10 protein-coding genes are annotated in these 15,540 nt (G+C 49.1%); 8 read left to right on the top strand and 2 right to left on the bottom strand.

The genetic code is table 11. The annotated features are described in order from the left end of the window. The first annotated feature begins 36 nt into the window (after positions 1 to 36). On the top strand, positions 37 to 4,029 hold the full coding sequence (locus C825_RS03365) for a hybrid sensor histidine kinase/response regulator transcription factor (protein WP_180334975.1): 3,993 nt from the start codon (positions 37 to 39) through the stop codon (positions 4,027 to 4,029). Here C825_RS03365 and C825_RS03360 read toward each other — a convergent pair. Beyond that, positions 3,995 to 5,035, bottom strand: a complete 1,041-nt coding sequence (locus C825_RS03360; RefSeq protein ID WP_009860774.1) for a LacI family DNA-binding transcriptional regulator — start codon at positions 5,033 to 5,035, stop codon at positions 3,995 to 3,997. The genes C825_RS03365 and C825_RS03360 overlap by 35 nt on opposite strands. A gap of 215 nt (positions 5,036 to 5,250) precedes the next feature. Between C825_RS03360 and C825_RS03355 the strand changes: the two genes are divergently transcribed. From C825_RS03355 to C825_RS03325, 7 genes are all read left to right on the top strand, one after another. Then, positions 5,251 to 6,183 carry an aldo/keto reductase gene (locus C825_RS03355; protein WP_044214984.1) on the top strand — a complete coding sequence of 311 codons (933 nt, stop codon included), beginning with the start codon at positions 5,251 to 5,253 and terminating at the stop codon, positions 6,181 to 6,183. Between the two features lie 33 nt (positions 6,184 to 6,216). Further along, a complete protein-coding gene (locus C825_RS03350; RefSeq protein WP_010801391.1) occupies positions 6,217 to 7,140 on the top strand; it encodes an amidohydrolase family protein in 924 nt (307 codons plus the stop codon). 22 nt (positions 7,141 to 7,162) lie between these two features. Further along, the gene (gene fucP, locus C825_RS03345; protein WP_010801390.1) at positions 7,163 to 8,416 is read left to right on the top strand and encodes an L-fucose:H+ symporter permease; all 1,254 of its coding nucleotides are present in this window, start codon (positions 7,163 to 7,165) and stop codon (positions 8,414 to 8,416) included. A gap of 21 nt (positions 8,417 to 8,437) precedes the next feature. Then, positions 8,438 to 9,454: a zinc-binding alcohol dehydrogenase family protein gene (locus C825_RS03340; protein ID WP_010801389.1), complete on the top strand. Its 1,017-nt coding sequence runs from the start codon at positions 8,438 to 8,440 to the stop codon at positions 9,452 to 9,454. Positions 9,455 to 9,521: 67 nt separating this feature from the next. After that, positions 9,522 to 12,041 (top strand): GDSL-type esterase/lipase family protein, encoded by a 2,520-nt coding sequence (locus tag C825_RS03335; protein ID WP_010801388.1) that lies wholly within the window; start codon positions 9,522 to 9,524, stop codon positions 12,039 to 12,041. 7 nt (positions 12,042 to 12,048) lie between these two features. After that, complete coding sequence (locus C825_RS03330; RefSeq protein WP_009860768.1) at positions 12,049 to 13,488, top strand: tagaturonate reductase; 1,440 nt, start codon at positions 12,049 to 12,051, stop codon at positions 13,486 to 13,488. Beyond that, positions 13,488 to 14,975: a UxaA family hydrolase gene (locus C825_RS03325; protein WP_009860767.1), complete on the top strand. Its 1,488-nt coding sequence runs from the start codon at positions 13,488 to 13,490 to the stop codon at positions 14,973 to 14,975. Before C825_RS03330 ends, C825_RS03325 begins: the two co-directional genes overlap by 1 nt. 22 nt (positions 14,976 to 14,997) lie before the next feature. On the opposite strand, the gene C825_RS03320 is transcribed toward C825_RS03325, so the two are convergent. After that, positions 14,998 to 15,534 (bottom strand): flavodoxin family protein, encoded by a 537-nt coding sequence (locus C825_RS03320; protein ID WP_009860766.1) that lies wholly within the window; start codon positions 15,532 to 15,534, stop codon positions 14,998 to 15,000. Between the last annotated feature and the right edge of the window lie 6 nt (positions 15,535 to 15,540).

Here is a 15,540-nt window from a genome sequence, read left to right as displayed (position 1 = left end):
ATGAAGAAAACATACAACATTTTACAGGCTGTCTTTATGAGAAAATCTATACTATATCTTCTCCTGATGATTATCTGTCTGTCCGAGCTATATGCAGCAAACAGAAAATCGTTCAACTATTACTTTTCGCATATTTCGAGTGCAGACGGTTTGTCGGAAAGCCAGGTAAAAGTAATACTACAGGATAGCTACGGTTTTATGTGGTTCGGCACCAAAAACGGACTGAACCGGTATGACGGTACTTCTATCCAAACGATCAATTGCGATGATTACATTGCTGGAAAAGGCGATCACAACATCTCCGCCCTTTTTGAAGACGAGAACAGAAAACTATGGGTAGGTACAGACCGGGGAGTATATATCTATGACCCTGTATACGACCTGTTCACGTTTATAGACCAGAAAACCGAAAATGGGGAGCAGATGGGTAACTGGGTTGCCAAAATCACCTCCGACCATTCCGGTAATATCTGGATACTGATTCCCGACCAGGGCGTCTTCCGTTATAAAGACGAGAAATTATATTATTACGCCATCACCAACAAAGATAATATCAAACGGGAAAGCCCCGGCGCCATCTGCGTCAGGGAAAACGGAGAAGTCTGGATCGGGACAGCCGGTGTCGGCCTGTTCCTCTATAATCCGCAAACAGACTCCTTCATTCAGCATCATACCGACAAGGATGGCAACACCCTGATGGGGGCCCACATCTTCTCTATGTGCGATTACGGCGATTGGATCGCACTGGCTATCCATGACGGAGAACTGAAAAAGTACAATCCCAAGACAAATACCCTGCAAACAGTCAACGCCCCGGGAGTACATCACACCATCTTACGCGACGTGGTCTGTTACGATCAGAATAACCTTTGGGTCTGCACGCATGCCGGACTGTTCATCGTTGACGAACAATCCCAAAAAGTAACCCATCTCCAGGAAGACCTGATGCATTCGTACAGCCTTTCCGACAATATTATTTTCTGTATCTATAAAGACAGGGAAGGAGGCATCTGGCTCGGTACCAAATTCGGCGGAGTCAACCATTTACCGAACTACAAACTATTGTTTGAAAGGTTCGTCCCTTCCAGTTCGGAAAATTCGCTGAATACCCGCCGCATCCGCGAACTGGCGGAAGATCCCGAAGGCAACATCTGGGTTGGGACGGAAGATAACGGTATCAACATTCTAAATCCAGCAACCGGAGAAGTGACACAGATCAACTATCCGGAATCCGACAGGAAAAGCCATCTCATGACCCAGTCCATGAGTATGTACGACGGCAAAATATATTGCGGTTTGTTTAAATACGGACTTGATATCATAGATATATCCAACCATTCGATCAAACATCTCAACCACCAGCAATTAAATCTTGACGAAGAAAGCGTATATTCCCAGTTGATCGATAGCCGGGGCCGTCTTTGGGTAGGAAATGCCTGGGGGTTATCCAGGGCAGAAGCCGGCTCGTTCGATTTTACCCGGATACCGGAGATCGGGCTCGATTGGATCGTATGCATGCTGGAAGATAAAAAAGGACAGATATGGCTTGCCTCGATGGGGAGCGGTGTATGGAAATACAATCCGAAAGATGATTCTTATAAAAAATATGTCAATGACACTCAGGACCCTGCCAGCCTGAGTTCAAACTCCGTCAGTTCCATCATGGAAGACAGCAGAGGACAGATATGGTTCTCTACCGACCGGGGTGGCATCTGCCGGTACAACGAGGCGGATGACAACTTCACCACGTTCTCCAAAGAACAGGGCCTACCTGACGATGTAGCTTATAAAATACTGGAAGATAAAAATCATTATTTCTGGTTCGGGACCAACCAGGGGCTCGTCAAGTTCAAACCGGAAACCGGGGATATCCGTGTATTCACTACCCGCGACGGTTTAGTCGGCAACCAGTTCAATTATAATTCGGGACTCAAAGCGAGCAACGGCAAATTCTACTTCGGAACGATCGACGGACTGATCGCTTTCAATCCGGATGACGACCAGCGGACCGATTCCATTCCTCCAGTCTACATCACGAAGTTCAGCATATATAATAAGGAAGTAACCGTACATACCCCCAACTCCCCGTTGAACAAAAGCATCCTGCACACCGACCGGATCACCTTGCCGTACGACCAGTCGAATATCAGTTTCGATATAGCACTGCCCTCTTATTCATCTGCCCGTAGCAAGGAATGTTACTACAAAATGGACCCGCTGGACAAAGATTGGGTAAAAACCAGTAATAACCAGAATATTTCGTATGCCAAACTGCCCCCGGGCAACTATACGCTCCTGGTAAAAGCTGAGATTGAAGACGATAACCAGCCGGTTACCTCACTCCGTATCGTCATCCTTCCTCCCTGGTGGCTATCCTCCTGGGCTTATGCCGTTTATGCGATCCTGGTACTCTGCCTGATATATGCTTGGTTCCGCTGGTACAAACGCCGTAAGGAACGGCAGATGGAAGAGAAACAGAAACTCTTCGAGATAGAAAAAGAAAAGGAACTCTATGAGGCTAAGGTAGAATTCTTTACGGAGATAGCCCATGAAGTGCGCACGCCGCTGACACTGATCAACGGTCCGCTGGAAACAATCCTCGACATGAATATCCAGGACAGCAAAATCACGCGTAACCTGACCGTAATCGCCCAAAACACCAAGCGCCTGCTCGAACTGACCGGCCAGCTACTCGACTTCCGGAAGATCGGGGCCAACAAATTCAAGATGGATTTTGCCTGGACCAATGTTACGACACTGCTGAAAGACACCATCCTGCGCTTCGAGCCGACCATCGTCCAACAGGATAAAAAATTATCGGTCGATATTCCCGAAGAAGAAATCACAGCTGCTATCGACCGCGAAGCCGTTACCAAGATATTGAGCAACCTGTTGAACAATGCACTCAAATATTCGGCCTATACCATTCATATCGAGCTGAGGCGTGAAGAGACCACCTTCAGTATCCGCGTCACCAGCGACGGAAACCGGATACCTGCCGAACTCACCCAACAGATATTCGAGCCTTTTTATCAGATCAATAAGAAAGAAGGGGCAACGACAGGCGCCGGTATCGGCTTGCCACTGGCCCGTTCGCTGGCCATGCTTCATTCCGGCAAACTCTGGCTGGATACCGAAAATAGCGACAATTCGTTTGTCCTGACCCTGCCTCTTGCCCAGGAGAAAGTGCGGCAACAGGAAAACTCCGTTATTCAGGAAGAATTCATATTTCCCGAAGAAGGGACAACCGTCAATGTGGAAAGCCGCAACTATACGCTCCTGTTGGTGGAAGATAACGATACCATGCGTTCGTTCCTGGCAGAGAAACTGCAAGAGATGTTTGTTATGGAGACGGCCCCCGACGGAAAGGCAGCTTTGGAAATCCTGCGCAATCAACATATCGATATTGTCGTCAGCGACATTATGATGCCTGTGATGAACGGCCTCGAACTATGTAAAGAGATGAAAGCCGACATCGAACTGAGCCATATCCCCGTCATCTTCCTGACCGCCAAGAACGACCTCGATAGCAAAATCAACGGTCTGCGCCTGGGGGCGGAAGCATACGTGGAGAAACCTTTCTCTTTCAATTACCTGACAACACAGATATTCTCCCTGCTGAACAACCGCCAGAAAGAACGCGAGGCTTTCTCCAAACGCCCGTTCTTCCCGGTCAACAACATGCAGATGAACAAGGCTGACAAGGAATTTATGGACAAGATTATAGCCATCATCCATGAAAATATCACCGATGAAAACTTCGGTGTGGAGAAACTGGCAGAGATACTCTGCCTGAGCCGTTCCAGCCTGTTACGTAAGATAAAAGTCCTCTCCGGCCTGTCGCCGAACGACTTCATCCGCCTCATCCGTCTGAAAAAAGCGGCGGAGCTGATTCTGGACGGCAAACACCGGATTGGCGAAATATGTTATCTGGTAGGAATCAACTCCCCCTCCTATTTCAGCAAGATATTCCTGAAACAGTTCGGGGTAACGCCTAAGGATTTCGAGAAACAGAACCAGGCTTCTTAACCGAAGTCTCCCGTATCGATAAATGGGTGGGAACGACAATCTGCCGTGGTTTCTCCCGTTTCTTGATTTGCTTGAGAAGCAGGTTGCAACATTCCTCTCCCATCTTATAGGTCTGATGGGTAACGGCTGTCAATGCCGGTTCCACGTAGTTGGAATGAAGTTCGTCGGTATAACCGATCAGGGCGATATCGGCCGGTATGCGGAGATGATGTTTCTTGATTTCTTTCATGGCGGCAAAAGCCAATGTGTCATTCATTGCCAGGATTGCATCAGGCGGTTCCGGCAATGAGAGTAATTGCCGGCATCCTTCACGTCCCTCCTCGTAAGTCATTTTCTTACAAACGACCAGTTCTTCTTCAACAGGCAAGCTATGTTCTTTCAAGGCTTCTATATACCCGTCCCGACGTTGCCGCACAATAGCCAAATGGTCGGAACCACCCAGAAAGGCCACCCGCTTCGAACCGGATTCCAATAAATGGCTGGTAGCCACCCTTGCCGATTCCTGATTGTCGGCCACCACCGAAGGAATCGCATTCGTGAGGCAGACACGGTCGAAAAAGACCAGCGGGATATCCATATCTTCCAATGAAAGGAAATGGGCATAATCGGTCGTTTCCTGCGAAAGGCAGGCCAGCATACCCTCCACCCGCATATTCACCAGGTCTTCCACACAATGTTGCTCCTGCTCATATTGCTCATACGAAGAAGTGATAATGACCGAATACCCGTTCTTGCGCGCCACATCATTGATACCGCTGATTATGGACGAATAGAAATGAGTGACAATATCCGGCACGATAATGCCGATAATACGGGGCGTATTCTTCAGCAAACTAAGGGCAAACGGGTTCGGACGGTAATTCCATTCCTCGGCGAGCGCTTTCACGCGTTCCCTCATCTCGGGACCGATCTCGTAACTGTCGTTCAACGCACGGGATACGGTAGAAACGGAAACACCCAGCTCCTTCGCCAGGTCTTTCAATGATATGTGTCTTTTCTTAGGCATCACAAATCCGATTAGGTCCGACAAATATATATTTTTTCCGGCAGATACAAGCGATTACCTCCGAGATAGATGCTATTGTATGCCGACATTGAGCCGTTTATATCCGACAGGACCTGCCACGCAAACCTTTGCGTAGATTTTTATGCACAAAGCGGTTATTATCAATACATAAAAGCTATACTTTTGAACTATTGCAAACTCAATCTATTTAAACCATGAAGTACTCGTATTGCGGAAAAACCGGGATGAAAGTTCCCGTACTAAGTTTTGGAGCTTCCTCCCTGGGAAGCGTATTTCACGAAACCCGTGAAGCGGAAAGTATCAAAGCTGTATTCACAGCGATTGAAAACGGGATGAACTTTATCGACGTTTCTCCTTACTATGGGCATTACAAGGCGGAGACAGTATTAGGAAAAGCGCTGAAAGATATTCCGCGCGACCATTTCCTGTTGTCGACTAAAGTAGGCCGTTACGGTAAAGACGGCTTGAACACCTGGGATTATTCCGCCCGGCGGGCCACCGAAAGCGTTTACGAAAGTATGGAACGCCTGCATCTGGACTACATCGACCTGATTAACGTTCACGACATCGAATTTGCCGACCTCAACCAGGTGGTGAACGAGACATTGCCGGCATTGGTCGAATTACGGGACAAAGGGATTGTAAAACACGTCGGCATCACCGACCTGCAACTGGAAAACCTGCAATGGGTAATCGACCGTGTGCCCGAAGGTACGGTCGAAACCATCCTCAATTTCTGCCACTACTGCCTGAACGACGATAAGCTGGCTGATTATTTCGACTATTTCGAATCGAAACAGATTGGCATCATCAACGCCTCCCCCCTTTCGATGGGATTGCTGTCACAACGGGGCGTTCCCGACTGGCATCCGGCACCGGCGGCATTGGTAGAAGCCTGCCGGAAAGCAGTACAACATTGCACTTCGAAAGGTTATCCGATAGAAAAGCTGGCCATGCAATATTCCGTAAGCAACCCGCGGATAGCGACCACCCTATTCAGTTCCGCCAATCCGGAAAATGTCAGGAAGAATATCCAATACATAGAAGAACCCATCGACTGGAAGCTGGTGCGCGAAGTACAGGAAATCATCGGCGACCAGAAACGGGTCAGCTGGTCGAATTCTTAAAACGGAGAATAAATAACCTTTAAAGAAAATACCATGAACAGAAAAATTATAGATGCCCACTCACATCTCTGGCTCCGGCAGGACACGGTAGTCGACGGGATGCCGATACGGACACTGACCAACGGACGTTCGCTCTTCATGGGCGAAATCCGGCAGATGGTTCCTCCGTTTATCACCGACGGTAGGAACACGGCTGAGATATTCCTGTCAAACATGGATTATGCACAGGTCTCGGCTGCCGTCATCACGCAGGAGTTTATCGACGGCCTGCAAAATGATTATCTGCTGGAAGTTGTTAAGCAGTACCCGGACCGCTTCTTCGTATGCGGCCTCTGTGAATTTCGCCGTCCCGGCTATTTGGCACAGGCACGTGAATTGGCGGCACGCGGATTCAGGGCAATCAAAATTCCCGCCCAACGCCTGTTGCTCGAAGAAGGGCGCGTCTGGCTGAACTGCAACGAGATGATGGAAATGTTCCATTTTATGGAAAACAATGATATGCTCCTCTCCATCGATTTGGCCGATGGCGACGTCCAGACCGGTGAATTAGAAGAGGTGATACAGGAATGCCCCGGATTACGAATTGCAATCGGACATTTCGGTATGGTTACCCGGCCGAACTGGTTGGCGCAGATTCGCCTGGCCCGTTACCCGAATGTACGTATTGAATCCGGAGGTATTACCTGGTTATTCAACGATGAGTTTTATCCTTTCCACGGGGCCGTCAAAGCGATACGCGAGGCGGCAGACCTGGCCGGCATGGATAAACTGATGTGGGGTTCGGATTATCCCCGAACGATTACGGCTATTACCTATAAAATGTCGTACGACTTTATCCTGAAAACAGGTGAACTGACGGAACGGGAGAAAGACCTTTTCCTGGGAGAAAATGCCGCCGCCTTCTACGGCTTCGAACGGCTAATCGAGTTACCTTATATTAAAAACATGTCCGAGTAAACACACCCTAACACGATATAGTATGAAACAAAAGAATTACGCCTTGCCACTGGCACTGATATTCAGCCTTTTCTTCCTGTGGGCAATCAGCAGCAACCTGTTGCCTACCATGATCAGACAATTGATGAAAACCTGCGAACTAAATACGTTCGAAGCCTCTTTCACCGAAACGGCCTACTGGCTGGCTTACTTTATCTTCCCGATACCGATTGCCATGTTCATGAAGCGGTACAGCTACAAGGCCGGTATCATCTTCGGACTGTTGCTGGCCGCTTTCGGAGGATTACTGTTTTTCCCGGCAGCCATGCTGAAAGAATATTGGGCGTACCTGACAATCTTCTTTATCATCGCAACCGGCATGTGTTTCCTTGAAACGGCTGCCAACCCGTATGTTACGGCTCTGGGAAATCCGGAGACGGCACCACGCAGGCTAAACCTGGCCCAGTCGTTCAACGGGTTGGGGGCATTTATCGCCGCCATGTTTCTCAGTAAGTTGGTATTGAGCGGAGAACACTATACCCGGACCACCCTGCCCGCCGATTATCCCGGCGGCTGGGAAGCCTATATACAGTTTGAAACGGATTCGATGAAGCAACCGTATCTTCTATTAGCACTTTTATTAATCATCATCGCGGTTGTATTCATCGTCTCCAAACTGCCCCGGATACAGGATGAGGAACACAGCGGAAAGGACAAAGACGGAAAGCTGATAGATTTCAGCGTTTTGAAACGTTCGCATTTGCGCTGGGGGGCGATTGCACAGTTCTTCTACAACGGGGGACAGACGGCCATCAACAGCCTGTTTCTGGTGTACTGTTGTAGTTATGCCGGTTTATCGGAATCTGTGGCAACGACTTTCTTCGGCCTGTATATGCTGGCTTTCCTTCTGGGACGTTGGATAGGTACGTTGCTGATGGTTAAATTCCGTCCGCAGGATATGCTGCTGATCAATGCCCTGCTGAATGTCATACTCTGCGGAGTGATTGCATTATGCGGCGGCACGATCGGACTGTATGCCATGCTGGCTGTCTCGTTCTTCATGTCGATCATGTACCCGACACAGTTCTCGCTGGCGCTGAAAGACCTGGGAGACAACACCAAGAGCGGAGCGGCTTTCCTTGTCATGGCGATTGTAGGAAACGCCTGCCTGCCCCAGTTGACAGCCTACGTGATGCATCATTTCGAAGCTATCTATTATACCGCTTATCTCATTCCGCTGGTTTGCTTCCTCTTCTGTGCTTACTACGGATGGAAAGGCTATAAAGTAGTCGATTAATTACTAATATATATAATGTATATGAAAGCAATACAAATTCCCGCTCCCTCAACATTGCAAGTGGTCGATATAGCGAAACCGGAAGCAAAGAGCGGTGAAGTTCTTCTGAAAATCAAGTTTGTCGGATTCTGCGGTTCCGACCTGAACACATTCCTGGGACGTAACCCGATGGTAAAACTCCCTGTCATTCCCGGACATGAAGTCGGAGCCGTAATCGAAGCTGTCGGTCCGGACGTCCCCGCCGGATTCGAGCCGGGCATGAGTGTAACCGTCAACCCTTACACCAACTGCGGTACATGTGCCGCCTGCCGCAACGGACGGGTAAATGCCTGCGAACATAATGAGACGTTCGGCGTACAACGCAACGGTGCCATGGGCGAATACCTGTCGCTCCCCTGGCAGAAGGTCATCCCGGCAACTGACATTTCTCCCCGCGACTGTGCCCTGATTGAACCGATGAGCGTCGGTTTCCATGCCGTCTCCCGGGGACAGGTGACCGATATCGACACAGTCCTGGTAATCGGCTGCGGAATGATTGGCTGCGGAGCAATCGTACGTGCCGCCCTGCGGGGAGCCACCGTCATCGCGATGGACCTGGATGACGATAAGCTGGAACTGGCCAAACGCATCGGTGCCCGTTACACTATCAATTCACGCACGGAGAATGTGCATGAACGTTTACTGGAAATGACGGATGGGCTGGGACCGGACGTAGTCTTCGAAGCCGTTGGAAGTCCAGCCACATATGTGACGGCAGTGAATGAAGTCGCATTCACCGGCCGGGTGGTATGCATCGGTTATGCCAAAAGCGAAGTGACTTTCCAGACCAAATACTTCGTGCAGAAAGAACTGGATATACGGGGTTCGCGCAATGCACTGCCGGAAGATTTCAGGGCCGTAGTCCGTTATCTCCAACAGGACAGTTGTCCGCGTGAAGACTTAATTTCCAGAATAGTAACACCTGAAGAGGCGCTGACAGCCATGCAGGAATGGAGTGCCGACCCGGGGAAAGTATTTCGTATTCTTGTAGAGTTCTGAGATATCAAAAAATTCATTATCTTCGCAAGGTTTCTCTAACAATAATCATGAATCGAGATAAGTTACCATGAAAAAGCTAATCAATCTAATTGTATTTATTTTAATCGCCGGCCTGAACGGCTGGGCGCAGGAGGCTACCGAAGTGATTCGGGTAGCTTGTGTAGGAAACAGTATTACTTTCGGAGCTGGTATTGCGAACCGCGACCGTGACAGTTATCCGTCGGTGCTCGGGCAAATGCTCGGACGGGGTTATGAAGTCCGCAACTTCGGGTTCAGTGCCCGCACCATGCTGATGAAAGGCGATCATCCGTACATGAAAGAGCAGATGTTTCAGGATGCCTTAAAGTACAATCCGGACATCGTCGTTATCAAATTGGGCACAAACGATTCCAAATCGTTCAACTGGAAATACAAGGCAGACCTGCCCAAGGATATTCAGACAATGGTCAGCGCCTTCAAGGCGATACCGTCCAAGCCAAAAATCTACCTGTGTTATCCCCCCAAAGCCTACCAGGTACAATACAGTATTAACGACAGTATTATCGAACATGGCGTTATCCCTGTAATCGATCAGGTTGCGAAAAGAAACAAATTACCGGTCATCGATTTACACACGGCTCTAAGCGGTATGAAAGAGCATTTTCCTGACAACGTGCATCCCGACCCTGTCGGAGCACATAAGATTGCGGAAACGGTGTACAAGGCAATCACCGGACAGGAATCATCTCACCGGATGCAGGCCTTTCCCGGTTTCAAAAGCGAGTGGAACGGATGCGACCGCTACGACTTTCAGTTTAAAGGACGTGACGCAATCGTCGTCGTGCCGAAACAGGCAGCCAAAGGGAATCCGTGGATTTGGCGTCCCGCCTTCTTCAACGCTTTCCCCAGCGTAGATAAGGCCCTGCTGGAAAAAGGATTCCATGTTGCCTATTATGATGTGACACACTGTTACGGCAACCCGCGTGCCGTTGCATGGGGTACGGACTTCTATAACTACATGAAAAACTACTACGGACTTTCACCGAAAGTAACCCTGGAAGGATTCAGCCGTGGCGGACTGTATGCGTTGAACTGGGCCGCTAAGAATACAGACAAAATAGCCTGTATCTATATCGACGCTCCCGTCTGCGACGTGTTCAGCTGGCCGGGAAGAAAAAATGCAGCATTATGGAACGACCTGTTGAAGGAATGGAACCTGACGGATGAAGACATGAATTCGTTCAAAGGCAACCCGATTGACAACCTGGAACCATTGGCTAAAGCAGGTATCCCTATCATCAGCGTTTGCGGAGATAGCGACAAAACTGTTCCTTTTAAAGACAATATGGACGTAGTCCGTTCCCGTTACCTGGCACTGGGCGGACCGGTTGAAGTGATTATCAAACCGGGTGTGGACCACCATCCGCACAGCCTCGAAAACCCGGAACCGGTCGTGGACTTTATCCTCCGCCATCAGCCGGAATATGAAAAGTACCTGCATTACAATGTGCGCGGCAGCCTGCAAAACTCATTCGTCAAGTTTGAGAAAGAACGCAAAGGCCGCGTCGCCTTCCTGGGCGGTTCCATCACGGAGATGAACGGTTGGAAGAACAGGATTGAAAAGCAGCTGCAACAACGTTTCCCCTATACCACATTCGAGTTCGTGGAAGCCGGCATCGGTTCTACCGGTACGACACCGGGTTCTTTCCGCCTGCAAAATGACGTGCTGTCGAAAGGAAAGATAGATTTGCTATTCGTTGAAGCAGCCGTAAACGACCATACCAACTATTTTACCCCACTGGAACAGGTGCGCGGCATGGAAGGCGAAGTACGTCATGCGTTACTGAGCAATCCTGAAATGGACATTATCATGTTGCATTTCATCTACGACCCGTTTATCCCGATGGTAGCGAAAAAGCAACAGCCAGACGTAGTCCTGAACCATGAACGGGTAGCCAACCATTACCTCATACCGTCAGTCAACCTCGTGCAGGAAATAGGCGAACGGATGCAGGACGGCGAGTTCACCTGGGAACAGTTCGGCGGAACCCATCCGCTCCCGTTCGGACATACATTCTACGCCGCAGCCATCAACCACCTGTTCGATAGCATGTGGAAAGGAATTACTCCCGACAGCCCGGTGGTTGCCCATGAGATTCCGGAAGAACCGCTCGACGAATACAGTTATTACAAAGGTGATTTCATCGACCTGAAAGAAGCGAAGCTGAATAAAGGCTGGAAATACGTTCCTTCCTGGCGGGCGGACAACAAATACGAAAAACGGAGAGGATTCGCAGACGTACCGATGCTCGAAGCAACCCGTCCCGGAGACAAACTGACACTCGATTTCACAGGAAAAGCAATCGGCATCTTCTGTACGCCCGGCCCGACAGCAGGTATCCTTGAATACAGCATCGACGGTGCCCCATTCAAAAAGTTGGATACTTTCACTCAATGGAGCAAATATCTTTATATCCCTTGGGTATATATGTTTGAAACAGAATTAGACGACACAACCCATAAACTGGTACTTCGCATCTCGAAAGACAAGAATCCCGATTCCATCGGTACGGAATGCCAGATACGTAACTTCGTCGTAAACAGATAAAAGTAAAATGAAAGAATTAAATAAACAAAACGTTCCGGTCATCACCCGGCCGGAGCGTATCATACAGTTTGGCGAGGGGAACTTCCTCCGGGCATTTGTAGACTGGATTATCTGGAATATGAATGCAAAAGCAGATTTCAACAGCAATGTCGTAGTCGTCCAGCCTATTGAAAAAGGGATGGTCGATATGTTGAACAAGCAGGACAACCTGTATCATGTCAACCTCCAGGGACTGGATAAAGGCAAAACCGTCAACAACCTCGAACTGATCGACGTGATCAGCCGTTCACTGAATCCCTATACAGATTTCGAGGCATTCATCCGGCTGGCGGAACAACCGGAAATACGTTTTGTCATCTCCAATACGACCGAAGCCGGAATCACTTTCGATCCGGCCTGCCGGTTGGAGGATGCTCCGGCAGCTTCCTATCCCGGCAAACTAACCCAGTTATTATACCACCGCTTTAAAACATTCAACGGAGATAAAAGCAAAGGTCTGATTATCTTTCCCTGCGAACTCATCTTCCTGAACGGACACAAACTGAAAGAAACGATTTACCAGTATATCGACCTGTGGCAACTGGGTGAAGAGTTCAGGAATTGGTTTGAAGAAGCCTGCGGCGTTTATGCCACTTTAGTCGACCGCATCGTCCCCGGCTTCCCCCGCAAAGACATCGACGCGATCAAAGAGAAACTGCAATACAACGATAACCTGGTGGTGCAGGCTGAGATATTCCATCTATGGGTCATCGAAGCACCACAGGAGATTGCCAACGAATTTCCAGCTGATAAAGCGGGTTTGAATGTCCTGTTTGTCCCATCCGAAGCGCCGTATCATGAACGGAAAGTGACGCTGCTGAACGGCCCGCACACTGTCCTGTCACCGGTAGCCTTCCTGTCGGGTATCGACATCGTGCGGGATGCCTGTCAGGATGAAGTCATTGGAAAATACATCCGTAAGGTAATGTTCGAGGAACTGATGGAAACATTGAACCTACCTAAAGCAGAACTGGAAAAGTTCGCCAACGATGTGTTGGAACGTTTCAACAACCCGTTTGTCGACCATCAGGTTACTTCTATCATGTTGAACTCTTTCCCCAAATTCCAGACACGCGACCTGCCGGGATTGAAAGAATACCTGAAACGGAAAGGAAAACTTCCGGAAGGGCTCGTCCTGGGACTGGCAGCAATTTTAACCTACTACAAAGGTGGCAACCGGGCAGACGGAACTGCAATCGTTCCGAATGACGACCCGAAAAACATCTCCCTGATGAAAACCCTTTGGGCGACAGGCTCCACGCAGGAAGTTGCCGGTAAAATCCTGGCAGCAGAAGATATTTGGGGAGAAAACCTGAACGAAATACCCGGCCTGGCCGATAAAATAGTCTACTACCTGGATGCCATTCAGGAAAAAGGAATGCGCGAAGTCGTAAAAGAGATTCTCTGATGAAAAAACAGATCCAAATAAACCCTGCCGATAATGTGGTCGTAGCCGTCGATACGCTATCGGCAGGAGATCATATAACTGTCGGAACTACTACCGTCACTGTCCGCGAAGAAATTCCAGCCGGTCACAAAGTGGCGCTGCAAGACTTTAAAACAGGCGAGTCCATCATCAAGTACGGTTTCCCTATCGGACATGCCCGGAAGGATATATCCACAGGCTCCCTGGTAAACGAGAAGAATATCAAAACGAATCTGGAAGGTTTGCAGGACTATATCTGGCAACCGCAGGACACGACTTTGGACATTCCCGACAAAGGTCTGACCTTTAACGGCTACCGTCGCAGGAACGGCGATGTGGGAATCCGTAACGAGATATGGATTATCCCTACGGTAGGTTGTGTAAATGGCATCGTAAACCAACTGGCAGAAACGCTCCGGCAGGAAACTTCGGGAAAAGAGGTCGATGCCATCGTTGCCTTTCCCCATAATTACGGTTGTTCACAATTAGGCAACGACCACGAAAATACCCGTAAGATATTACGTGATATGGTGAAGCATCCGAATGCCGGCGCCGTGTTAGTCGTCGGACTGGGGTGTGAAAACAATCAGCCGGATGCTTTCCGCGAATTTCTTGGAGAATACGATACCGAACGCATCCGTTTCATGGTTTGCCAGCAGGTAAAGGATGAACACGAAGAAGGAATGAACATCCTACGGGAATTATACACAATCGCCTCGACCGATAAACGGACAGCCATTCCCATGAACGAACTGCGCGTCGGACTGAAATGTGGTGGCTCGGACGGTTTCTCCGGCATCACGGCCAATCCGTTGCTGGGTGTCTTCTCCGACTTCCTGGTTGCACAGGGAGGAACAACCGTCCTGACGGAAGTCCCCGAAATGTTCGGTGCGGAAACATTGTTGATGAACCGTTGCGCGACAGAAGAGTTGTTCAACAAAACCGTCCGTCTGATTAACGATTTCAAAGCCTACTTCCTGGAGAACAAGCAGCCGGTCTACGAGAATCCCTCACCGGGAAATAAAGCCGGAGGAATCTCCACACTGGAAGAAAAGTCATTGGGATGCACGCAAAAGTCCGGTAAATCCAAAGTAAAAGATGTCCTCATGTACGGAGACCGGCTAACCACCCGCGGACTAAACCTGTTAAGTGCCCCGGGCAATGACCTGGTGGCCAGCACAGCACTGGCGGCTTCCGGTTGCCACATGGTACTCTTCACCACCGGACGCGGAACACCTTTCGGCACGTTTATCCCCACTGTCAAGATATCGACAAACACCGCTCTATCGGAAAACAAACCCGGCTGGATTGACTTTAATGCCGGAACGTTGGTGGAAGGTGAATCGATGGAAACCCTCAGCGAGCAGTTTATCCGATTCATATTGGAGGTCGCCGGAGGCCGTTTCGTAAACAACGAAAAGAAAGGATACCGGGAAATTGCCATCTTCAAATCCGGAGTCACTCTCTAAGTGGCTAGCAGATAAAAATTTTTCAGACAGCCTTTCCCATTTCGTATGCCTGCTTTAACGCGGGATGACTTTCGGTTTCGCCCGGTCCACCAACCCCACCGGCGAATACCGTTCCTGCAAGACGAGCCTTTTCGAAACAGTCGATCCATCCAGTGAGCCCTGCAACAGCACGTTCCGGTACATACTCCTCATTTTCCGCTGCGCTGGTCAGCATGTAAATATCACGGAAACGATAGTCGGAAGGATAAAGCGGATTGGCACGGTCAAGCAATGTTTTGAGCTGTCCGCACATTTCATAGTAATAAATGGGTGTTGCGAATGCGATTTCATCGGCATCGTGCATTTTTTCCACGATGGCTGGAGCATCATCTTTGATGACACATTTTTGTGTTTTCTGACAGTTGAGACAGCCTTTACAGAAATGTATCTCCTTATCTTTTAGGGTTATTTTCTCAACTTCATTTCCCGCTTCGGCAGCCCCGCGAATAAATTCGTCCGCCAAGGCTTCCGAGTTACTCCGCAAACGGAGACTTGATGATATGACTAATACTTTTTTCATATTTTT

This window comes from Parabacteroides sp. ASF519 (assembly GCF_000364265.2).
GTDB lineage: Bacteria > Bacteroidota > Bacteroidia > Bacteroidales > Tannerellaceae > Parabacteroides > Parabacteroides goldsteinii.
Note: the sequence above shows the minus strand (reverse complement) of the source record. Positions and strands in the feature narration are given on the sequence as shown.

What these genes read in the sequence shown, in the direction of transcription:
- C825_RS03365 (WP_180334975.1), top strand. Translation starts at nt 37, where the DNA reads ATGAGAAAATCTATACTATATCTTCTCCTGATGATTATCTGTCTGTCC.
- C825_RS03360 (WP_009860774.1), bottom strand. Translation starts at nt 5,035, where the DNA reads ATGCCTAAGAAAAGACACATATCATTGAAAGACCTGGCGAAGGAGCTG.
- C825_RS03355 (WP_044214984.1), top strand. Translation starts at nt 5,251, where the DNA reads ATGAAGTACTCGTATTGCGGAAAAACCGGGATGAAAGTTCCCGTACTA.
- C825_RS03350 (WP_010801391.1), top strand. Translation starts at nt 6,217, where the DNA reads ATGAACAGAAAAATTATAGATGCCCACTCACATCTCTGGCTCCGGCAG.
- fucP (WP_010801390.1), top strand. Translation starts at nt 7,163, where the DNA reads ATGAAACAAAAGAATTACGCCTTGCCACTGGCACTGATATTCAGCCTT.
- C825_RS03340 (WP_010801389.1), top strand. Translation starts at nt 8,438, where the DNA reads ATGAAAGCAATACAAATTCCCGCTCCCTCAACATTGCAAGTGGTCGAT.
- C825_RS03335 (WP_010801388.1), top strand. Translation starts at nt 9,522, where the DNA reads ATGAAAAAGCTAATCAATCTAATTGTATTTATTTTAATCGCCGGCCTG.
- C825_RS03330 (WP_009860768.1), top strand. Translation starts at nt 12,049, where the DNA reads ATGAAAGAATTAAATAAACAAAACGTTCCGGTCATCACCCGGCCGGAG.
- C825_RS03325 (WP_009860767.1), top strand. Translation starts at nt 13,488, where the DNA reads ATGAAAAAACAGATCCAAATAAACCCTGCCGATAATGTGGTCGTAGCC.
- C825_RS03320 (WP_009860766.1), bottom strand. Translation starts at nt 15,534, where the DNA reads ATGAAAAAAGTATTAGTCATATCATCAAGTCTCCGTTTGCGGAGTAAC.